The sequence below is a fragment of the Arthrobacter sp. JUb119 genome, assembly GCF_024807995.1.
Classification (GTDB): domain Bacteria; phylum Actinomycetota; class Actinomycetes; order Actinomycetales; family Micrococcaceae; genus Glutamicibacter.
Genome location: NZ_JANUFE010000001.1, coordinates 633,647 through 654,927, shown reverse-complemented (window position 1 = coordinate 654,927; position 21,281 = coordinate 633,647). Strand labels below are relative to the sequence as shown.

General features: G+C 59.2%; 15 protein-coding genes and 4 tRNA genes. 2 read left to right on the top strand and 17 right to left on the bottom strand.

The window, feature by feature from the left end:
* The 5 genes from cysD to M2368_RS03125 form a co-directional block, all read right to left on the bottom strand.
* Entirely contained in the window at window positions 1-924 is a 924-nt protein-coding gene (gene cysD, locus M2368_RS03145) for a sulfate adenylyltransferase subunit CysD (protein WP_332503276.1), read from the bottom strand.
* Between the two features lie 10 nt (window positions 925-934).
* Entirely contained in the window at window positions 935-1,657 is a 723-nt protein-coding gene (locus M2368_RS03140; protein ID WP_105658471.1) for a phosphoadenylyl-sulfate reductase, read from the bottom strand.
* Window positions 1,654-3,354: a nitrite/sulfite reductase gene (locus tag M2368_RS03135; protein ID WP_105661442.1), complete on the bottom strand. Its 1,701-nt coding sequence runs from the start codon at window positions 3,352-3,354 to the stop codon at window positions 1,654-1,656. Before M2368_RS03135 ends, M2368_RS03140 begins: the two co-directional genes overlap by 4 nt.
* Before the next feature lie 67 nt (window positions 3,355-3,421).
* On the bottom strand, window positions 3,422-4,162 hold the full coding sequence (locus tag M2368_RS03130) for a sirohydrochlorin chelatase (RefSeq protein ID WP_105658469.1): 741 nt from the start codon (window positions 4,160-4,162) through the stop codon (window positions 3,422-3,424).
* Window positions 4,163-4,192: 30 nt separating this feature from the next.
* Window positions 4,193-4,957 carry an SDR family oxidoreductase gene (locus M2368_RS03125; protein ID WP_105658468.1) on the bottom strand — a complete coding sequence of 255 codons (765 nt, stop codon included), beginning with the start codon at window positions 4,955-4,957 and terminating at the stop codon, window positions 4,193-4,195.
* 459 nt (window positions 4,958-5,416) lie between these two features.
* On the opposite strand from M2368_RS03125, the gene valS reads away from it, so the two are divergent.
* Window positions 5,417-8,038 (top strand): valine--tRNA ligase, encoded by a 2,622-nt coding sequence (gene valS, locus M2368_RS03120; RefSeq protein ID WP_402734795.1) that lies wholly within the window; start codon window positions 5,417-5,419, stop codon window positions 8,036-8,038.
* Between the two features lie 321 nt (window positions 8,039-8,359).
* On the opposite strand, the gene M2368_RS03115 is transcribed toward valS, so the two are convergent.
* From M2368_RS03115 to M2368_RS03060, 12 genes are all read right to left on the bottom strand, one after another.
* Window positions 8,360-9,367, bottom strand: coding sequence for a trypsin-like serine peptidase (locus M2368_RS03115; RefSeq protein WP_105658466.1), 1,008 nt, complete (start codon window positions 9,365-9,367; stop codon window positions 8,360-8,362).
* Between the two features lie 898 nt (window positions 9,368-10,265).
* Window positions 10,266-10,874, bottom strand: coding sequence for a mycothiol-dependent nitroreductase Rv2466c family protein (locus M2368_RS03110; RefSeq protein WP_105658465.1), 609 nt, complete (start codon window positions 10,872-10,874; stop codon window positions 10,266-10,268).
* A 40-nt stretch (window positions 10,875-10,914) separates the two neighbouring features.
* Window positions 10,915-12,207, bottom strand: coding sequence for an ATP-dependent Clp protease ATP-binding subunit ClpX (clpX, locus tag M2368_RS03105; RefSeq protein WP_105658464.1), 1,293 nt, complete (start codon window positions 12,205-12,207; stop codon window positions 10,915-10,917).
* A 167-nt stretch (window positions 12,208-12,374) separates the two neighbouring features.
* Window positions 12,375-13,034: an ATP-dependent Clp protease proteolytic subunit gene (locus M2368_RS03100; RefSeq protein WP_105658463.1), complete on the bottom strand. Its 660-nt coding sequence runs from the start codon at window positions 13,032-13,034 to the stop codon at window positions 12,375-12,377.
* Window positions 13,035-13,081: 47 nt separating this feature from the next.
* Complete coding sequence (locus M2368_RS03095) at window positions 13,082-13,705, bottom strand: ATP-dependent Clp protease proteolytic subunit (protein WP_286134321.1); 624 nt, start codon at window positions 13,703-13,705, stop codon at window positions 13,082-13,084.
* A gap of 223 nt (window positions 13,706-13,928) precedes the next feature.
* Window positions 13,929-15,260, bottom strand: coding sequence for a trigger factor (tig, locus tag M2368_RS03090; protein WP_105658461.1), 1,332 nt, complete (start codon window positions 15,258-15,260; stop codon window positions 13,929-13,931).
* A gap of 87 nt (window positions 15,261-15,347) precedes the next feature.
* Window positions 15,348-15,422: transfer RNA gene (locus M2368_RS03085), tRNA-Pro, on the bottom strand.
* Between the two features lie 157 nt (window positions 15,423-15,579).
* Window positions 15,580-15,654 (bottom strand) — tRNA-Pro (locus M2368_RS03080).
* 142 nt (window positions 15,655-15,796) lie between these two features.
* Window positions 15,797-15,871: transfer RNA gene (locus M2368_RS03075), tRNA-Pro, on the bottom strand.
* Window positions 15,872-16,681: 810 nt separating this feature from the next.
* Window positions 16,682-16,755: transfer RNA gene (locus M2368_RS03070), tRNA-Gly, on the bottom strand.
* A 186-nt stretch (window positions 16,756-16,941) separates the two neighbouring features.
* Entirely contained in the window at window positions 16,942-17,910 is a 969-nt protein-coding gene (locus M2368_RS03065) for an Fpg/Nei family DNA glycosylase (protein WP_105659203.1), read from the bottom strand.
* 2 nt (window positions 17,911-17,912) lie between these two features.
* The gene (locus M2368_RS03060) at window positions 17,913-18,386 is read right to left on the bottom strand and encodes a ribose-5-phosphate isomerase (RefSeq protein ID WP_105659202.1); all 474 of its coding nucleotides are present in this window, start codon (window positions 18,384-18,386) and stop codon (window positions 17,913-17,915) included.
* Between the two features lie 289 nt (window positions 18,387-18,675).
* On the opposite strand from M2368_RS03060, the gene pepN reads away from it, so the two are divergent.
* Window positions 18,676-21,231 (top strand): aminopeptidase N, encoded by a 2,556-nt coding sequence (gene pepN, locus M2368_RS03055; protein ID WP_498723997.1) that lies wholly within the window; start codon window positions 18,676-18,678, stop codon window positions 21,229-21,231.
* Window positions 21,232-21,281 lie beyond the last annotated feature (50 nt).

Sequence of the window (21,281 nt, the reverse complement as noted above, 5' to 3'; positions counted from 1 at the left end):
TTAGAAGTACCCTTCGGTCTTGCGGTCTTCCATTCCCGCGGCGGAAATACGGTCGTCGGCGCGGGTGGCTCCGCGTTCGGTGATGGTGGCGACGGCCAATTCATCGAGCACCTTCGCCACGGTGTCGGCGGCGGAGAGCACCGCACCGGTGCAGCTGGCGTCGCCCACGGTGCGGTAGCGCACCTGCTTGACGACGACCGGCTCATCGGCGTTGGGCTGACTGACGCTGGTCAGTGCCCGCCACATGCCGTCGCGTTCGAAGACCTGGCGGCAGTGCGCGAAGTAGATCGGCGGCAGGTCGATGTTCTCGCGCTGGATGTAGGCCCAGATATCGCGTTCGGTCCAGTTGGAGATCGGGAAGGCGCGCACATGCCAATCCGGCTCGTGCCGCCCGTTGTACAGGCTCCAGATTTCCGGGCGCTGGTTGCGCGGATCCCAGACGCCGAACTCGTCGCGCAGGGACAGGATGCGCTCCTTGGCGCGGGCCTTGTCCTCATCGCGGCGCGCCCCGCCGAAGACCACGTCGAAGCCGTTGGATTCGATGGTGTCCAGCAGGACCCGGGTCTGCAGACGGTTGCGGGTGCCGTCGGGCAGCTCGGCCAGCTCTCCGCGGTCGATGTACTCCTGAACGGAGCCGACGACGAGGTTCAGCCCGTACTTTTCCACGACCGCGTCGCGGAAGTTGAGCACCTCGGCGAAGTTGTGGCCGGTATCGATGTGCACGACGGGGATGGGCACGCGGCCCGGGGAGACGGCCTTGGCCAGCAGGTGCAGGACGACTACGGAGTCCTTGCCGCCGGAGAACAGCAGTCCGGGCTTGTCGAATTCGGCGAGCACTTCGCGGATGATGTGGATTGATTCGGCTTCCAGGGCGTCCAGGACGCTGCGCTGGGTGCCTGCGGGCGCGTTAGCGGTGATGGTCATGATTCGCTCCTTAGACGTGGATTCCGCATTCGGTTTTATTCAGCCCGGCCCAGCGGCCAGCCCGCGGGTCCTCGCCCTCGGCTACCGGCCGGGTGCAAGGCTGGCATCCGATGGACGGGTAGCCGTTGGACAGCAGCAGGTTCACGGGTACTTGGTGCCCGGTGGCGTAGTCGATCAGCTGATCGAAGCTCCAGGGCGCCACGGGATTGAATTTGACCAGTCCGTGCTTCTCGTCGAAAGCGACCAGGGGCGTGTTGATGCGGGTCTCAGCTTCGTCACGGCGTACCCCGGTGAACCACGCGCTATATCCGGACAGGGATCTGGCCAGCGGGTCCATCTTGCGCAGCTGGCAGCAGGCGGCCGGATCCCGGGAGAACAGGTCCTTGCCGAACTTCGCATCCTGTTCGGCCACGGTCAAGGCAGGCAGCACGTCGACGATGTTCACGTCCAGCGTGCGAGCCACTTCGTCGCGGGTTCCGTGGGTTTCGGCAAAGTGGTAACCGGTTTCCAGGAACAGCACATCGACCTTGGGCAGCTGCGCGCAGACCAGGTGCGGCAGCACGGCATCGGCCATCGAGCAGGCCACCGCTACCTCGTCGGCGTCGAGGTGCTCAGCTGCGAAAGCGACGACCTGGTCCGCTGTGGCATCCCAGCCCAGCTCGGCGGCGCCCAGCTTGGCGATGCGCCGCAGTTCAGCCTCGCTGCGGGTACGTACTGGGGTCGGCTTGCTCATTTCAGCTCATCCTCTTCAGCTCGGTGGGCCCAGGCAGCGAAGGATTCCCCTTCGGCAGCCGAGGCCGAGTAGTTCTTCACTACCCGCTCCACGTATTCGGGCAATTCATCAGCCGCGACCTTGAGCCCGCGCACCGTGCGCCCCAGGGCGGCTTCGCCATTTTCGAAACCGGCCAGGGTGCCACCGAGGTGAACCTGGAATCCGGAGACCTGTTCTCCCTGGTCGTTGGTAATCAGCTGGCCCTTGAATCCGAGGTCCGCTGTTTGGATGCGGGCGCAGGAGTTCGGGCAGCCATTGACGTGCAGAGACAGCTGGCGAGGCAGCTTGCCCTCGTGGTCGGCCAGGCGATCCTCGATTTTTGCTACCGCGTCAATCATGGTGTCTTTGGTGTCCACAATGGCCAGCTTGCAGAATTCGATACCGGTGCAGGCAATGGCCGAACGCTTGAACAAGCTGGGGAATGCCTCCAGGCCCAGGGCGCGGGCCGAAGCGACGAAGTCCTGCACCTGCTCTTCGGCGATGTCCAGGGCGATGATCTTCTGGTGCGGGGTGGTGCGCAGCCGGGTGGATCCATGGGCTTCGGCCAAATCGGCAAGGCCGGTCAGCGCGGTACCGGATACGCGGCCAGCCGGAGCGGTCAACCCGATATAGAACTTGCCGTCCTTCTGCTCGTTGACCCCGCTGTGGTCTCCTGCTTCGGTGGGCTGCTCCGGCAACGGGCCGTCGGGCAGCTCGTAGCCCAGGTACTCATCTTGCAGCACCTGGCGCATTTTTTCCGTGCCCCATTCGGCCAGCAGGAACTTCAGGCGTGCGCGGTTGCGCAAGCGGCGGTACCCGTAGTCACGGAAGATGGAAACTACGCCCTCCCAGACATCCGGTGCCTGCTCTTCGGTCACGAAGGCGCCGAGGCGTTCGCCCAGGCGGGGGTTTGCCGACAGCCCGCCGCCAACCCACAGGTCGTATCCGGGGCCGAGCTGCGGGTGGACGGTGCCGATCAAGGCGATGTCGTTGATTTCGTGGACGACATCCTGGCTTGGGTGGCCGGTGATGGCGGTCTTGAATTTGCGCGGGAGGTTCGCGAATTCCGGCTTGCCGATGTAGCGGCGGGAAATTTCGGCGATCACCGGGCTGGGATCGATGATCTCGTCCTTGCTGATGCCTGCCACCGGAGAGCCGAGGATGACACGGGGCACGTCGCCGCAGGCCTCGGTGGTGTGCAGGCCGACGGCTTCCAGCCGCTGCCAGATCTCCGGGACATCGACGACGTCGATCCAGTGCAGCTGGACGTTCTGGCGATCTGTCAGGTCGGCGGTGTCGCGGGCGAAGTCGGTGGAGATCTGGCCGATGACGCGCAGCTGCTCGGTGGTCAGGGCGCCGCCGTCGATGCGCACGCGCAGCATGAAGTAGCGGTCTTCAAGTTCTTCTGGGCTCAGCGTCGCCGTCTTGCCGCCGGGGATCCCCTGGGCACGCTGGGTGTAGAGGCCCCACCAGCGGAAGCGGCCGTGCAGATCCTCGGGTTCAATGGAATCGAAGCCCTGCTTCGAGTAGATTTCCTCAATGCGCTGGCGCACGTTCAGGCCGTTGTCGGCGGCCTTCATCTCTTCGTTGGCATTCAACGGGGCAGGGCCGTCGATTTTCCATTGGCCGTTGGGTTTTGCCGCTCTTGTGGAGCGAACTGGTGTGGTTGTCTGCGTCATGTCCACCAGCGTAGGAACTGCCCCCAGGAGGTCGGCAACCTGCCGGTGTCACATGGCTACGCGTTGCCTAACGAGTTAGGACTTCGTCATCTGGAGACATGAAAAGCTCCTCTTCGAGCGCCTTTTGCAGTCGCACAAGGAAACATTGAGCAATCATTACGTCAGGAAGCAGGGGGCTTGTCACCACGCCTGCCCCCGTGCTAGCCAGCTTCTGCTGGAAGAATCCGTCGGCGAGCAGCGAGCTGAGCACGAGCACTGGACGCGCGGCAGCATTTCCCACGACGTCAGCGATCCGCGGCTGGGCCCCTGCGCAGTAGCCCACCTGCACTTCGCGCTCCAATAGGACAGCGAGCTGCTCGGCGAGATTCTTGACCTGGTTTTGGCCGACTTCCAATCTCGTGCCCGCCGCCGCCAAGACAACGAGCGGGTCGTTGGCCAGGTGCCCTGCGGCGCGTTGCGCCAGGACTTGGGCCAGCTCCGGCAGCGGACCCAATGGCAGGGCGGCGGAGGTTCCCGCGCGCGAGGCGACCGCCTGCGCAATGTCGTGCGTCGTATGAACGCCGTCGGAGACCAGCAGCGGCAAGACCACTGCCGGCTCGCCTTCAGGCAAACCGGCGATAACCGTTTCAAGCCGGGGCTCTTGGACATCCACATAGGCTTCGTGCCAGACAAGCTGCACCGGGAATCGCTCTTCGCTCCGCCGTTCCAGGTCGGCACGCAGATCATGGATTAGTTGCTGCCCGTTGGCGTTGTCCGTGCCGTGGGATGTTGCGACAACATGTATCTTCTGCTGGGTCGCTTGACTCATGAATTGATCCTCACCGATGTTGTTGGGCGCCTATTTGGCGCTGCGCACTAGCTTGTGGTTGGCGGCCTGCGCCTGCGGGCGGATGACAATTTCATCCAGATTCACGTGGGCCGGGGCGCTGACCGCATAGCGGATGACTTCGGCAACGTCTTCACCGGTCAAGGGATTCTCCACACCGGCGTAGACGTTGTCGGCGGCGCTCTGGCTTCCCAGACGACGGAGCGCGAACTCTTCTGTCTGCACCAGGCCGGGCAGGATCTCGATTACCCGCAGCCCGTTCTCGACTTCTTCAAGACGAAGCGCCTGGGTCATGGCACGTTCAGCGGCCTTTGCCGCGTTGTAGCCGCTGCCGCCTTCGTAGCTGGCCAGTGCGGCGGTGGAGGTAACGTTCAAGACGGTGCCTCGCGCCTCGCGAAGCTGGGGCAGCAGTGCACGGGTCAAGCGCATGGTTCCCATGACATTGGCTTGCCACATGAAGTCCCAGTTGTCATCGACCGCGTCGGCCCAGGTTTCGGTTCCACGCGCACCGCCGGCGCAATTGACCAGCGTATCTGCGCCGCCATGCGCGGTGACCGTTTCTACCAGTGCGTCGACATCTGCCTGCACGCTGACATCTGCTGGCACCGCGATCGCACCGCATTCAGCGGCGAGCTTTTCCAAGCGGTCGGCCCGGCGGGCTACTGCGAAGACGGTCCATCCTTGTGCGCGCAACGCACGGACTGTTGCCTGGCCAATTCCGCTGGAAGCTCCGGTAACAACGGCCGAACGGGAAGAAGTCTTATCTGTAATTGTCATACGTCAACTGTAGAACCAGATCATTACCAGTTGGTAAGGCATGAATTTCTCTTACATTTCATGCGGCAAGATTTTCTTCCGGGCCAGGGCCTGGAATCCAGGGCGGCGAGCGTCGGCGGTGCCGCCAGGGCCATGGCCGATGCTGTCCCGCCTGCGCCTACTGCGCGGCGGTAACGTGCAGCTGGCGCGGCTGCCGGAGGAATGCAATCGGAGGGAATATCTTGCGTAAGCGGAGCCATGCAGGAATGCGCCAACGCCAGACGGCGCTGCTATGCCCGGGTGCACCGTGCCGCTGGTGCGGGCGACAAGGCGATTCGGCGTTCGCGGCAGGACGGCTGAGCCAAGGGCCGCCGGTCCGGCACAGGCTTTTGATCCAGCTGGTCCCGGCTGGACAGCGGCGTGGTGCAAGCCATGGGCAACAATGACTGTGCGCCGGGCAAAACATGGAAGAATAGACGTATGGCAGAAGAAAACTTGGGCACAGACACGCCCGCAACGGTTTCCGTTCCTGACAAGCCCGCTTTGGAAGGCTTGGAAGAACGTCTTTCGTCCCGGTGGCGCACCGAGGGCACCTATCACTTCAATGAGGACACGACTCGCGAAGCCGTGTACTCCATCGACACTCCCCCGCCAACCGCTTCGGGTTCGCTGCACGTAGGACACATGTTCTCGTACACGCAGACCGACGTGTTGGCTCGCTACCAGCGCATGATCGGCAAGAACGTGTTCTACCCACTTGGTTGGGATGACAACGGCTTGCCTACCGAGCGCCGCGTGCAGAACTACTTCGGCGTCCGTTGCGACCCGACCAAGCCGTACATCGAGGGCTACCGTCCACCGGAAAAGCCTGCGAAGAACCAGCGCGACTGGGATGTCATCAGCCGCAAGAACTTCATCGAGATCTGTGAAGAGCTGGCGGTCGAAGACGAAAAGGTCTTCGAGCAGCTGTTCACCACCCTGGGCCTTTCGGTGGACTGGCGCATGACCTACCGCACGATCGACGACAATTCGCGTGCAACTTCGCAGCGCGCCTTCCTGGACAACCTGGCAAAGGGCGACGCCTACATGGCTGAAGCTCCAACCCTGTGGGACGTGACCTTCCGTACCGCAGTGGCCCAGGCCGAACTCGAAGACCGGGAAATGCCCGGCGCCTACTACCGTTATGCATTCGACGCTGAAAACGGCCAGCAGGTCTTCATCGAGACCACCCGCCCGGAACTGCTCGCTGCTTGCGCCGCGCTAGTGGCCCACCCGGATGACGAGCGCTACCAGCACTTGTTCGGCAAGACCGTGACCTCGCCGATCTTCGGAGTTCCCGTCACCGTCCACCCGCACCCATTGGCCCAGGCCGACAAGGGTTCTGGCATTGCCATGGTGTGCACGTTTGGCGACTTGACCGACGTGACCTGGTGGCGCGAACTGCAGCTGCCAACCCGTCCGATCATTGGACGCGACGGCCGCATCCTTGCAGACACCCCCGAGTGGATCACCACCGAGGCCGGCAAGGAAGCGTACGCCCAGATTTCGGCAAAGACCGTGTTCTCCGCCAAGGAAACCGTCGTCGAGATGCTTTCCGACGCGGGCCTGCTTGATGGCGAGCCGAAGAAGATTTCCCGTCCGGTGAACTTCTTCGAAAAGGGCGACAAGCCGCTGGAAATCGTGACCTCGCGCCAGTGGTACATCCGCAACGGCGGCCGTGATGAAGAACGCCGCAACCAGATGATCGCACGCGGCCAGGAAATTGATTTCCACCCGTCGTTCATGCGCTCGCGCTACGAAAACTGGGTTTCGGGCCTGAACGGCGACTGGCTCGTTTCCCGCCAGCGCTTCTTCGGCGTACCAGTGCCAGTGTGGTACCAGGTCAACGAGCACGGCGAACCGAACTACGATGCGCCGCTGTTGCCGACCATCGACCAGCTTCCGGTTGACCCGGCAGCAGACGCGCCGACCGGCTACACCGAGGACCAGCGCGGCTCCGCTAACGGCTTCATTGGCGATGCCGATGTCCTGGACACCTGGGCAACCAGCTCGCTGACCCCGCAAATCGCTGGCCGTTGGGGCCGTGACGACGAGTTCTTCTCGAAGGTCTACCCCTTCGACCTGCGCCCGCAGGGCCACGACATCATCCGTACTTGGCTGTTCTCCACCGCGGTTCGCGCAGATTCCCTGCACGGCAACGCTCCGTGGAAGCACGCTGCGATTTCGGGCTGGATCCTGGATCCGGACCGCAAGAAGATGTCCAAGTCCAAGGGCAACGTGGTTGTACCTAACGAAGTCCTGGATAAGTTCGGCGCGGACGCCGTACGCTACTGGGCGGCCAGTGCCAAGCTGGGTGCCGATACCGCGTATGAAATCAACCAGATGAAGATCGGCCGCCGCCTGGCCATCAAGATCCTCAACGCCTCGAAGTTCGTGCTGAACTTGGGCGCGACCGACGCCAACGTCTTGACCGATGACGCTTCGGTAGTCACCAACGGGCTGGATCGTTCGCTGCTCGCTCGCCTGTCGACCGTTATCGAAGACGCCCAGCGCGCTTTCGACAACTACGACTATGCTCGCGCGCTGGATATCACCGAGTCGTTCTTCTGGTCGTTCACCGACGACTACGTCGAATTGGTCAAGGACCGCGCCTACGGCGGCCACGGCGAAGCCGAGCAGGCGTCGGTTCTGGCTACCCTGGCCACCACCCTTGATTCCGTGCTGCGGCTGTTCGCGCCATTCCTGCCATTCGCTACCGAAGAGGTTTGGGGTTGGTGGCGCACCGGGTCGGTGCACCTGACCCAGTGGCCAAGCACCGGGCACTTGTCCGCTGCAGTGGAGGGCTCCGACCCGGCGGTACTGCCACTGGTTGGCGTCGCTCTCTCGGGCATCCGCAAGGCCAAGTCCGATGCGAAGGTCAAGCAGCGTACCGAAGTGCTCTCGGGCGAGATCCACGCTCCAGCGTCTCAGGTTGCGCAGCTCAAGGCAGGATTCGAGGACTTGAAGTCCGCGGCGAACGCCCGTGAGCTGACCCTGGTTGAAGCCGACGGTGAAATGACTGTCACCAACGTTGAATTGGCTCCGGCTGAAGAAACCGAATAGCAGTTGAACCAGAAAAACCGGTTGCCATCCCGTCATCGGGATGGCAACCGGTTTTGCTATTTCTGCCCTTGCTCCTCCCCCGCATCAGGGTCATCCGTCTCGGGTGGAGACTGGACGGTTTTCTCCATGGGCCGAGCCGCGCGTCGACGTTCGCCGGTGAAGTGTTCCAGTTGGTCTTCCGCGCTGGACTCAAGACGATGCTTCTGGACCGAGTCTTCTGACCCGGCAGCTGGCGAATTTCCGTCGGTCATCTTCTCTTCCCATCTACTTGCAGCCAGCAGCTGGATCCCCATCGATGTCCAGCTGCTGGGTTATTAGTGCTTAGTTCTGCGCGCTCTGGTATGCCTGCTGGATCACCGAGCCCCAGTACGGTCCGAACATGGTGTCGCGCACCGAGCTGTAGCCGAAGCTGTTCACAGAGTTCTGGTAGCCGTTAGATCCACTCCCCAGGAACCATGGGCCACCGGACGAGCCGCCGGTCATGTTGCATGGAATGCCTTGGGACTGGGACTGGCCAAACGGATCGTCGCTGGAGTATCCGCTGCACGATTGCAAGGTCTCGCCGTTGAATGGCGAAGCAGCTGGGTAGCCGTAAGCAGTGTAGTACTCTCCGCGCGCCTGGTTGAAGGCGACCCCCGAAGCGCCAACAGCATCAGTCAAGGACGCACCACCGCTGGAGCTGACCACGGCGAAGCCTGTGTCATAGGTGATGTCCCCGCCATTTGACCATTCAGTTGGTGCCACCAGCTCGGTCGCTGCGAAGGAACCGTAGGGTGCTTTGCCGTTTTCATAGGCTGGAACGAAGACCCAACGGGTTGCGAATGAACCGGGTCCTTCATTCAGGCAGTGGCCAGCGGTGGAGACCGTCGACTCGTTGGCGGAGACGACAGCGTTGCCAGAGCACACGTAGTCTGATCCGCCGAGAGTGAAGAACACCTTGCCGATGTGCGAAACCGGTGTTTCCTGGGTAGCGCGAGTCTTGCCACCCTTCGTTTGGGCCTGCTTTCCGGCTGCCGCCTGCGCGCCATGACCGGCGACCTTGGCCGGCTTGCCGGCTTCAACCTTGGCAGCCGAACCCGACTTGCCAGCTACGAGTGAATCTGCGTTCTTTGCGGCTTTCATCCGATCCGCGGTCCAGTAGGATACCGCTGCGTCAGCCTTCTGTTCCGAGATCGTGATTGACTCGACGTCGCCACCAGTGGTCGTCGGCGCTGCCGAGGCCATCGGTGCCACGCCGAGCATCAGCGCGCCTGCAAGAACCGCGGCGCTTGCCAGCTTGTGGCGCCCCTTGCCCTTGGATGAATCCGTAATTAGAGAACGAATCTGCACGATTTAACTCCTTGTCCAGTGGCTTCTTTGCCACTATCGATGGGGGTGCTGTTGCACTCGTGGGAAACAGTCAAACACACACTTCAAGCATTTTCTACAGGAATATTTTCCTCCGCCCGCCGCGTCACCGACCTGCAACGGCCACCAAGTTGTGAAGCGAAATAGTTTTGAAACAGATACTTTCAATCGATTCCCCGGCGCCACGACTCCCCTTCGAATGAGCCCGTGCATTTCTGGTGATTTCAAACCAGCCCCTGAATACCAGTGAGCCGAATCACACGCCCAGAGTCCGGCCTTGCCGCGCGAGACCGGAGAAGCGTGTCTGAATATATGAAATAGAAGCTTCGGTAACAGATACTTTCCCGGCTCCGCGATGTCTGCCCTGTAGGAAAAAATATGCATTAATTAGGCTTTAAAATTGGACTTATTCGACACCCAATAGAGCCGGTTGCCGATGCCGACGGCCTACCTCCACGACTTGCCTTGCAATCCGATGACGCCTGCGCACTCCGCAAAGGCAGCTTGAACTGTCCGCCCGCCGCGCGCCGTTGCCCTGGATTGATGAGTCATCATCCGAGCCTAAGAAACGGAGGTTCGAACGACGCACCAATTGGACTGCGGAACCGTCCCTGGCCAATATGAACCGCGTGCTCCGCGATCCGACGAGAAGGTGAAGCACCGGTGCAACGAATGGCGGATGCACAGAATACTGGTCCGGCCCATGCGGATCGGCGCCTTGATGGCGCACCTTCCTCCGTCGGCGGATAGCCAATCGTCCCGTGGATTAGTGGCATCGGAGGGCGAACACCCGGCCCTCCATGCCAAGCGCCTTCACTGATTAAAAACCAAGGACGCTGCCTCGCAATGAGACAACGTCCTTGGAACAGAAAATTCCCGCTTAGTCGAAAACCGGGCTTTCGGTACGAGTGCGCTTCATTTCGAAGAAGTACGGGAAGGATGCGAGCTGCGCCGCAGCGTCAAACATCTTTCCTGCATCTTCCCCAGTTGGAATACGGGTAATGACCGGACCGAAGAAAGCAACGCCATCAACGGCGACGATTGGCGTGCCTACATCCTGCCCCACCAAGTTGATGCCTGCCTCGTGGCTCGAGCGCAGCACGTCATCGTTGGCATCGGTATTCGCAGCTTCAGCGAGTTCCGCCGGCAATCCCGCCTTCTTCAGCGCCTTGGCGATGACTTCATCACGATCTTCGATCTTCTCGTAATGGAATAGTTCACCCATGGCGGTGTACAAGCTGTCCTTGACTCCCTCGCCGTGTTCCTGGGCAGCACGCGTGACCACCCGCACCGGCCCCCATGAGATGTCCATCTTGGCGCGGTAGTCAGCTGGAAGGTCGCGGCCTTCGTTAAGCATCGAGAGGCTCATGACGTTCCAGTTCACGTCGATGTCGCGGACCTTCTCCACTTCCTTGATCCAGCGGCTCGTCGCCCAAGCGAACGGGCAGATTGGATCGAACCAAAAATCTACTTGCTGACGTTCAGCCATGAACTACCAACTTTCTTCCGAAGAGAATTTTTGAATACGGCTAGGCGGACTTCATATCGCGCTTGGCCACCATCGCGTGAGAGAGCAACGTGGGATCTTCACGGTCAATGACGGTTGCCCGAGTAATGACCACCTCGGCAACATCGTCGCGGCTTGGAAGGTCGAACATTACGCCGCCAAGGGTTTCCTCAAGAATCGACCGCAAACCACGCGCGCCGGTCTCACGCGCAATAGCCTGTTCTGCGATTGCTTCCAGTGCCGACTGGTCGAAGCTCAAAGCTACGCCATCCATCTGGAACATCTTCTGGTACTGCTTGAGAAGTGCGTTCTTTGGTTCGGTCAGTACGCGCACTAGCGCGTCCTTATCCAGATGCTCCACCGTGGTGATCACCGGCAGGCGACCAATGAATTCTGGAATCAGGCCGAACTTGAGCAAGTCTTCCGGCCGAACATCCGAGTAGGAAGCGGTCTCCGACTTCAGCGCTTTCAGCGGAGCACCGAAACCGATGCCTTTCTGCCCTGCCCGTGAAGAAATAATTTCTTCCAGTCCGGCAAAGGCGCCGGCAACGATGAACAGGATATTGGTGGTGTCGAGCTGAATGAAATCCTGATGAGGGTGCTTGCGGCCACCCTGGGGCGGCACCGCAGCGACTGTGCCTTCAAGGATCTTCAGAAGCGCCTGCTGGACGCCTTCACCGGAAACGTCCCGGGTGATCGAAGGGTTCTCGCTCTTGCGGGAAATCTTGTCGATCTCGTCGATATAGATGATGCCGGTCTCGGCCTTCTTGACGTCATAGTCGGCAGCCTGAAGCAGCTTGAGGAGAATATTTTCCACATCTTCACCCACGTAGCCTGCTTCAGTCAGGCTTGTAGCGTCGGCGACAGCGAAAGGAACATTCAGCTTCTTCGCCAGCGACTGCGCCAGGTACGTCTTACCGCATCCGGTAGGACCAATAAGCATGATGTTGGACTTCGAGACTTCCACATCATCCAGCGGGTCATCGTTAGTCAGCGCCGCAACAGGACCGTGGTCCTGGTTGCCGTGGATACGCTTGTAGTGGTTATAGACAGCGACCGAGAGAGCACGCTTGGCGTTCTCCTGGCCGATGACGTATTCCTGCAGCGAGTTGAAGATCTCGCGTGGCTTAGCCAAGGAGAACTCTTCGTGCACCTGCTCTTCGGCGAACTCTTCAGCGATGATTTCGTTGCAGAGTTCGATGCATTCAGTACAAATGTAGACACCATGGCCTGCAATTAGCTTCTTAACCTGCTTCTGGCTCTTCCCGCAGAAAGAGCATTTCAACAGATCCGAGCCTTCACCCATGCGTCCCATCGCACCATTCTCCCGTTTACTTGAGTAGCTGTGGACTTACTCAATTCTAGGCTAGTAGTCCCCCAAATTAGATGAATATGGCGGTTTACCTGTGTTGTGCCGTCTGCCTTTGGACAGACCAACAACTAGGTAAACCGCCATTCATCATGGATTATTCCAAGTATGCGCTAGCTTCCCAGCTGAGCACGGTTCAGCTTACGAGGAGTCAATACCTCGTCTACGATGCCGTACACCTTGGCTTCGCTAGCAGTCATGAACAAGTCACGCTCCACGTCGCCGCGCACCTTCTCAACGTCCTGGCCGGAGTGGGAGGCAATGGTCTCTTCCAGCCAGCTGCGCATGCGCATAACTTCCTCGGCCTGGATCTGCAGGTCAGTCGCGGTGCCGCGTTCCCCGCCACCCATTGCTGGCTGGTGGATCAATACGCGCGCGTTAGGCAGGGCCAAACGCTTGCCCGGGGTACCAGCTGCGAGCAGTACTGCTGCTGCGGACGCCGCCTGGCCAAGGCACACGGTCTGGACCTCTGGGCGGATGAACTGAATCGTGTCGTAGATTGCAGTCATCGCGGTGAAGGAACCACCTGGCGAATTGATGTACAGGGTAACGTCGCGCTCGGGGTCCATGGATTCCAGGACCAGCAGCTGGGCCATCACGTCATCGGCCGATGCGTCATCAACCTGGGCGCCGAGGAAGATGATGCGATCTTCGAATAGCTTTGCGTATGGGTCCTGGCGCTTGAAGCCGTATGGGGTGCGCTCTTCGAACTGTGGCAGGATGTAGCGGGCCGACGGCATTTGACCGCTAACGGCTTCCGGATTGAAGTTCATGGTTTTCTCCTAGGACAAATCTTTGGGTATCAAGCGATGCGGTGCGACTATTTGTTGTCGTCGCCTACGAAACCGTTGACCGAGCCTGCGTGGGTTGCGATCTGATCGAAGAAGCCGTACTTCAAGCCATCTTCTGCGGTGAACCACTTATCACGCTGGTTGTCGATGAGGATCTGCTCCACGGTCTGACCGGTCTGTTCTGCAGTCAACTCGCTCATGACCTTCTTCATGTGCATGATCAGTTCAGCCTGGATCTTGATATCCGAGGCGGTACCGCCGATGCCGCCCGATGGCTGGTGCATCAGGATGCGGGCGTTCGGCGTAGCGAAACGCTTGCCCGGGGTGCCCGAGGACAGCAGGAACTGGCCCATCGATGCGGCCAGACCGGTTGCTACGGTCACGACGTCATTCGGGATGAAGTTCATGGTGTCGTAGATGGCCATGCCAGCGGTGATCGATCCACCTGGCGAGTTGATGTACAGGTAGATGTCCTTCTCAGGATCCTCTGCCGAGAGCAGCAGCAACTGCGAGCAAATGGCATTCGCATTGTCGTCGCGGACGTCGGAGCCCAGCCAGATGATGCGCTCCTTGAGCAGGCGGTTGTAGATGTAGTCATCACGGCCGGCCGGCTCTGCGGCTGCCATAGTGGGAGTGCGCGAATCATTTGACATGTTCTCTACCTCTTCCAAACGTGTAGATCAGTTTCTGGAATCTCTGTTTCTAATCCCATAGCTACAACTGGTTACTTTGAGATTACTTACTTCAAGCCATTCTTGGGCCGTTTCATGCCCCTGTTTCGCTCACGGCGCATGATGCACGCCCGCAGCGAACAAAAATGGCCATCGGCGGCTTGTTTTGAACAAGCGGCCGATGGCCATCAGAGTTTAGTGAAGACTACTTGGCCTCTTCGGCCTCAACCTCAGCAGCTTCTTCTTCACCGGCTGGCTTGACGAAGGAGGTCAGGTCAACTGCGGCACCGTTGGAATCGGTAACCTTAGCGAACTCGAGAACCTTTGCAAGTGCCTTGCGGCGGCGAACTTCGCCCATGAGCATTGGAACCTGGCCTGCGCCGTCCAGCATCTGTGCAAACTGGTTTGGCTCCATGCCGTACTGGCCTGCGGTCTGAACGATGTAGTCGATCAGCTCGGACTGCTCGACGCCAACTTCTTCAGCATCTGCAACAGCGTCGAGGATGATCTCGTTCTTGAAAGCACGCTCGGTGTTCTCGCGAACCTCTGCGCGGTGCTCTTCGGTGTCGTGGTCTGCTTCAGCGTCTGGTGCGTTGAAGTGCTGCTCGATCTGCTCATCGATAACCGATGCAGGAACAGGAACCTCAACCAGTTCAACCAGCTTGTCCAGAACCAGCTCGCGAGCCTCTACGCCCTGCTCGACAACCTTGCCCTCTGCAGCGTCCTTCGACAGGTTCTCGCGCAGCTCGGCGATGGTGTCGAATTCCGAAGCCAGCTGAGCGAAGTCATCGTTAGCTTCTGGCAGTTCGCGCTGCTTCACAGCGTTGACGACAACCTTGACGGTTGCGGTCTTGCCGGCGTGCTCGCCGCCAGCCAGGGTGGTCTCGAAGGTTGCGTCTTCGCCGGCAGACAGGCCGGTGACAGCCTCGTCCATGCCCTCAAGCATGTTGCCGGAACCGATCTGGTAGGACAGGCCCTGTGCGGAGTCGACTTCTTCGCCTTCTACAGCAGCGGTCAGGTCGATGGTCACGAAGGAGTCTGCAGCTGCTGGAGCTTCAACTTCCTTCAGGGTGCCGAAGCGGCCGCGCAGATCGTCGAGAGCCTTCTCGATGTCCTCGTCAGCAACTTCCTTGGCCTCAACAGAAACTTCGATGCCCTTGTAGTCCGGAAGTTCAACCTTCGGACGTACGTCTACCTCGAGGGTGAAGACCAGCTGGCCTTCGCCTTCCTTTTCGAGGGATGGCAATTCGGTGATGTCTACCTCTGGGCGGGACAGCGGGGTGAGTTCGTTCTCAACCATTGCCTTCTGGTAGTACTCGTTCAGACCTTCGTTGACGGCAGTCTCGATGACATGGCCGCGACCGACGCGCTGGTCGATCATCTTTGCAGGAACTTTGCCCTTGCGGAAGCCTGGGATCTGAATCTGCTGAGCGATGGTCTTGTACGCCTCATCGACGCGGGGCTTCAGTTCCTCGTAAGGAACTTCAACGGTCAGCTTAACCCGGGTCGGGTTGACGTTTTCGACGGCGCTCTTCACAGCGTTGTACTCCTGAGTTGTCTAATATTAGGTCTAATCTGCAAAAAACCCCGCAACATGGTGGCGTTGCGGGGTTGTTCGACAGAGTCGGGGTGACAGGATTCGAACCTGCGACCTCACGCTCCCAAAGCGCGCGCTCTAGCCAAGCTGAGCTACACCCCGATTAGCAGTGAACAGTCTAACCCGAGTTATCCTGTATCCACTAATCGTTTGTGATGCTTACTAGTTACTTTTTACGGTTCTTAGTGATCACAAGATCTAAATTATATTTAGCTCTCAAATTTCACGAGCTGAATCCGAAGATTTTTCACTCGTAAAGTCGGGGTGACAGGATTCGAACCTGCGACCTCACGCTCCCAAAGCGCGCGCTCTAGCCAAGCTGAGCTACACCCCGATTAGCCAGGAAGCCGCATCAAGCGATGCTTTGCTCCAACTAACCGTTTTGCTTGAATACCGAGAATTTTTCAATTTCCGCCACTCACGAGGACTGATCACTCAGTTCTCAATTCTACGGCTGAATTGCTTCAGCCATAAAGTCGGGGTGACAGGATTCGAACCTGCGACCTCACGCTCCCAAAGCGCGCGCTCTAGCCAAGCTGAGCTACACCCCGGTAAAGTTCAGAAGAAAGCTTGTTTCATCTGGACTAACCGTTTTGCAATCGGTCCGGGAATGTTTTGTTTCCCGTGCTGATCACAAGAAACTAAGTTACACGGGTTCGAACCAAAAGCAAAATCGAGGATTTTGCATGTTGCAGAAAGACATCCGCATGATTTAGCGGTTTTCCTCGTTTCACAAGCCAGAATTTAGCCAAAACTCGCTTTTTCGTGAGTTGAATTACAGGTGGATTTTCGAACGACCGCAACACCAGTGCCGCCGGCCGACTGGAAGACAAGAACCACCCATTCTCCTTTGAAGCATTGACTGGGACCCAGATGCGGCCGATTATTTTTTCCAGGTGTTCAAGCAGCGACTGTTGCTTTGCTCGGCGACCCGGCACATAATCCGTGGCTGCTGGACTGAACCCCGGTCGAAACCAAGCGTCACGCTTGCAAACCTGACGCCATGCCAACAGCTCCCAGGCAGGCGTGAGGAGGGTGCGAGTTTGGCATATTTGAAAGCGGGAAATCGCCAATGCCCGAAGCTGCACCCCGGAACGCGAGGCTCATCGAATCAATTAGCGACGTTCGGCGACGACTCTTCTCCGCCGCTGACGAAGTGAAGGGGCCTGGGAAAAACGCTCCCCGCCGATGCATAAGAATGCGATTTGACGTCCAGGAGCAGAAAAATGGAAGCCGCAAACATTCTCGGAGCCTCATTTCTGCAGTGACCCGAAATGGCTGCACTACGCAGAGGAGGCCAGGAAAAGAGCGGCCTTCGTCCAGATACGCGAAAAGGCCCCGCACGGCGAGACCTTTTCATTTGGAGGGGATGACGGGAATCGAACCCGCATCATTAGTTTGGAAGACTAAGGCTTTACCACTAAGCTACATCCCCATTTCGAAGCTTCTGCGCTTCGAACAAGATTCAGTCTAGACCATAAAACTCTTGCTTTGCAAATCGGGGATTCCATGTCTCACTTGGCACCTCTCCCTTATCACTGCCATACGGTGATGGTTAGCAAAACACGCCGACGAGCCTGAACGAAAAGAACTCCGCTCGTCCCATCGACGAATCTGCAGCTTATGCCTTCACATGTTTGCGCGGAAGCTTCTGGCAACGAGGGCACCAGTACAGCTTGCGAGCCGCGATTTCGGCCAGGGAAATCTGCGCCGAACATTTCCGGCACCCCATTCCCTGCCGCTGATAAACGTAGTACGCGTTATCGGGCCAAACCACGCCCTGTGGGTCGCGGTCTTCGGGCAAGGTAGTGATGATCTTGCCATCGCGAACGCCGTCTTCCATTACCGATACGATGTCCCACCAAAGTGATTTGGCCTTTTGAGCACTGAGTTCATTCGCCGGCAATTCCGGAGCGATTCGATTCCGGAATAGGGCTTCCGCTCGGTAGATATTGCCGACACCAGAAATGAGCGCCTGGTTCATGAGCACGATGCCAATGGCTGTCTTGGTCTTCATCAGGTTCGCCCGGAATTCCTTGAAGCCCGCTTCAAGCCGAATATCTGCGTCCGCTAAATCAGCCTGGCCTTTGGCTGCCCTGAAACGCACTGCGGACCCAATCAATGGATCCGGGCCGAGCTTATCCAGATGAATCTGGACCTGTTCGTATTCCAGAACCTCGCATGCAGTTGGCCCGCGCAAATCAGCCCAGCCGTGTTCGGAAACGATCCGCGCTCTAACTGCTCCTACCGGTGCGGGCGGGCCGGTGTACTTCTCAGCATCCGTACTGGCACTGGCTTCGATTTCACCAATCTTCCGAGGGGCGCCAATCGAGGAAGCACCCGTAAAGTAGCTGTCTCCCCCGAAATTGAACGCGCCATAGAGCCCCAGATGCACTCGCAGATAGAGATCGTTGGAAAAGCGGCAGAAGAGCTGCTTGCCCTTGGCAAAGGCCTGTTCCAGCTGATGGCCGTCGATGCGCGCGGCATCGGAGCTGAAACGGCCCTGCGGAGAAGTAACCAGGACCGTTTGCCCGCCAAAGACATCGTCGAACTGGCGGGCAAGTCGGTGAAGGGAATGACCTTCAGGCACGACTAGTCGATGACCTCGCCGGTCGTTTCATACGTGGCGATCTTGCCGATGCGGCGTACGTGGCGCTCCGCTTCGCTAAATGGTTCAGCGAGGAAGGCCTCGATAAGTTCCGCAGCTTCTTCTACTGAGTGCTGGCGCCCGCCAACGGCTATGACGTTGGCGTTGTTGTGCTCACGGGCCAATTTCGCGGTATCCATGTTCCACGCCAGTGCGGCGCGAATCCCTTCGACCTTGTTGGCAGCAATTTGTTCGCCGTTGCCGGAGCCGCCCAAGACGATACCCAGTGCGTCCACGCCCGCGCGCTGGTCATCAACAACAGCTTGTGCCGCGTTGATGCAGAATGCCGGGTAATCATCCTCCGGGTCATAGGACTTCGGGCCGTGGTTGACCATTTCGTAGCCCTTGGCGGTCAGGTGCTTTACCAGGTAGTCGCTGAGCTCAAGTCCTGCATGGTCAGTAGCGATATGCACGCGCATAGTCGATTGCCTCATTTACTAGGGAGGGTTCTTTTACTTTCCTATCTAGGATAGCGACCGCGGCACGCGCTCCGGCTACTTCTCAGCTGCGCATCACGGAGTATGAACCGAATAAGTCTCCGAGGCGTCCCAAAGCGTGCAATCTCGGGACGCTATTGGAAAATTGAGTAAATTGTTCGGCCCGATGACTTGCGCAATGCCCGGTCAAAGGTGACACAATAGACAGATATTCAATATTCATTTCACAACTTCCACCGGTGGATAGCCATCGCCAAGAATTGGAGAACCCATGCCAGGAATGAACCTCACTCGCGCCGAGGCCAGCGAACGCGCAAATCTGCTCAACGTTGACAGCTATGAGGTAAGCCTGGATCTTACTCGCGGTGAGCGCGTCTTCACTTCCAAGACTACGGTGCGGTTCTCCGCCACCGCCGGCGCTTCGACATTCATTGATGCAGTCACCGACTCGGTACGCTCCATCAATCTCAATGGCGTCGAGCTGGACCCAGCGCAGCATTCAGATGGCATCCGTATCCAGTTGCCGAACCTCGCCGCAGAAAACCTACTCGTGATCGACGCGGACGCGCTGTACATGAACACCGGCGAAGGCCTGCATCGATTCGTAGACCCAGTGGACCAGGAAGTCTACTTGTACACCCAGTTCGAGGTCGCGGACTGCCGGCGCATGTTCGCCGTCTTCGAGCAGCCTGATTTGAAGGCCACCTTCCAGTTCTCGGTCACCGCGCCAAAATACTGGAACGTTGTTTCCAACGCCCCGACTCCTGCGCCAGAGGAAAACGGGAATTCAGCAACTTGGGCCTTTGCCCCAACCCAGCGCATCTCGTGCTACATCACTGCCCTGATCGCAGGCCCCTACCAGGTCGCCCGCGATTCGCTGGTTTCCTCCAGCGGCCGCACCATCGAGCTGGGTGTCTTCGCCCGCGCATCCATGATGCAGTACCTGGACGTTGAGAACATCGTCACCGTGACCCGTCAGGGTTTCGAATTCTACGAGAAGAACTTCGGCACCCCATACCCATTCGAGAAGTACGATCAGTTGTTCGTTCCCGAATTCAACGCAGGCGCCATGGAAAACGCTGGAGCGGTGACCTTCCTCGAGGAATACATCTTCCGTTCCCGTCCAACCGGTGCCATGATTGAGCGCCGCGCGATCACCATCCTGCATGAGCTGGCACACATGTGGTTCGGTGACCTGGTCACCATGAAGTGGTGGAACGATCTGTGGCTCAATGAGTCCTTCGCAGAATTCATGTCCACTCTGGCGGCCGCGCAGAACTCCGAGTTCACCAGCGCTTGGACCACCTTCAATACGTTGGAGAAGAACTGGGCCTACCGCCAGGACCAGTTGCCTTCCACCCACCCCATTGTCGCGGAGATCAATGACCTTGAAGACGTAGAGGTCAACTTCGATGGAATCACCTATGCCAAGGGGGCCAGCGTTCTGCGCCAGCTGGTAGCTTTCGTAGGCCAGGAAGAATTCATGGCTGGCGTACGCGAGTACTTCGCCAAGCATGCCTGGAAGAACACCGAGCTGCCAGACCTGCTCAAGGAACTGGAAGCCGCCAGCGGCCGCGATCTCAGCGGCTGGGGCGCATCCTGGCTGGAAACCGCTGGTGTGAACACCCTCAAAGCCGAAATTGAAACCGGCAATGACGGTGCTATTACGTCCTTTGCCATTCGCCAGTCCGCCGTTGCCCAGTTCCCGACTTTGCGCCAGCACCGACTTGCTGTTGGCTTCTACTCGCTCGATGAGGCCGGAACGCTGCAGCGCGTGCACCGCGAAGAACTTGATATCGATGGCGAGCTCACCTTCGTTCCCGCGCTGGCCGGCATGAAGCGCCCGGATTTGGTTCTGCTCAATGACGATGACCTGACCTACGCGAAGATCCGCCTGGATGAAGTTTCCTTGGCGACTGCCACCGAGCATCTGAAGGACTTCCAGGAGTCGCTGCCGCGCACTCTTGTTTGGTCAGCCGCGTGGGACTCTGTACGTGATGCCGAAGCCCCTGCAAGCACCTACGTCCAGTTGCTGCTGAACAATATTGGCCACGAGGTGGATTCCACGGTGATCATGGTGCTGTTGCGCCAGCTGAACACCTCGCTGGATCTTTATGTTGCTGCAGAACGCAGCGAAGAACTTTCGGTGCAGGCTGCCGACCAGCTGTGGCAGCTGGCTTCCAATGCTGAAGCAGGCTCCGACGCGCAGCTGCAGTTCGTCAAGGCCTTCGCGCACCGCTCGCGCGCCGCCGCCCAGTTCGATCGCGTCAGGAACTTGTTCGACGGCTCGGCAAGCTTGCCAGGCCTGGCCGTTGACACCGATTTGCGCTGGTCCTTCGCAATCGCGCTGAGTGCCGGCGGCTACCTGAGCGATGCTGATCTCGACGCAGTTCTGGCCAGCGACGACACGGCCAAGGGCAAGGCTTCGTGGTACACCGCGCGAGCTTCCCGCCCAACTGCAGAAGCAAAGGCAGAGGCATTCGGGGCGGCAACCGCTGCTACCTTGTCCAACGATCAGCAAAGCGCCGTCATTTCCGGTTTCAACAACGTGCACCAGAACGCGTTGATCTCCGGATACGCCGAGGACTACTTCGGGCTGCTCGTCAACGCGTGGGAATCCTACTCGCATGAGATGGCCAAGCAGATTGTGATCGGCTTCTACCCCAGCTCCAACGTCTCGCAGGAAACTTTGGACCAGACGGATGCATTCCTGGAATCCCTGGGATCCAAGCACGCGGCGATGCGCCGTCTGCTGGTGGAATCGCGTGCCGACGTGGTCCGGGCTCTCGCTGCGCGTCGGGCGGACGCCGAGGCACTAGAAATCTAGGGTCGCTCGGATGGTGGCGGCGGCTTCTGCTCAATGCGGAAGCCGCCGCC

Coding starts and splice junctions, on each gene's coding strand:
- cysD (WP_332503276.1), bottom strand. CDS start 924: ATGACCATCACCGCTAACGCGCCCGCAGGCACCCAGCGCAGCGTCCTG.
- M2368_RS03140 (WP_105658471.1), bottom strand. CDS start 1,657: ATGAGCAAGCCGACCCCAGTACGTACCCGCAGCGAGGCTGAACTGCGG.
- M2368_RS03135 (WP_105661442.1), bottom strand. CDS start 3,354: ATGACGCAGACAACCACACCAGTTCGCTCCACAAGAGCGGCAAAACCC.
- M2368_RS03130 (WP_105658469.1), bottom strand. CDS start 4,162: ATGAGTCAAGCGACCCAGCAGAAGATACATGTTGTCGCAACATCCCAC.
- M2368_RS03125 (WP_105658468.1), bottom strand. CDS start 4,957: ATGACAATTACAGATAAGACTTCTTCCCGTTCGGCCGTTGTTACCGGA.
- valS (WP_402734795.1), top strand. CDS start 5,417: ATGGCAGAAGAAAACTTGGGCACAGACACGCCCGCAACGGTTTCCGTT.
- M2368_RS03110 (WP_105658465.1), bottom strand. CDS start 10,874: ATGGCTGAACGTCAGCAAGTAGATTTTTGGTTCGATCCAATCTGCCCG.
- clpX (WP_105658464.1), bottom strand. CDS start 12,207: ATGGGACGCATGGGTGAAGGCTCGGATCTGTTGAAATGCTCTTTCTGC.
- M2368_RS03100 (WP_105658463.1), bottom strand. CDS start 13,034: ATGAACTTCAATCCGGAAGCCGTTAGCGGTCAAATGCCGTCGGCCCGC.
- M2368_RS03095 (WP_286134321.1), bottom strand. CDS start 13,705: ATGTCAAATGATTCGCGCACTCCCACTATGGCAGCCGCAGAGCCGGCC.
- M2368_RS03060 (WP_105659202.1), bottom strand. CDS start 18,386: ATGCGCGTGCATATCGCTACTGACCATGCAGGACTTGAGCTCAGCGAC.
- pepN (WP_498723997.1), top strand. CDS start 18,676: ATGCCAGGAATGAACCTCACTCGCGCCGAGGCCAGCGAACGCGCAAAT.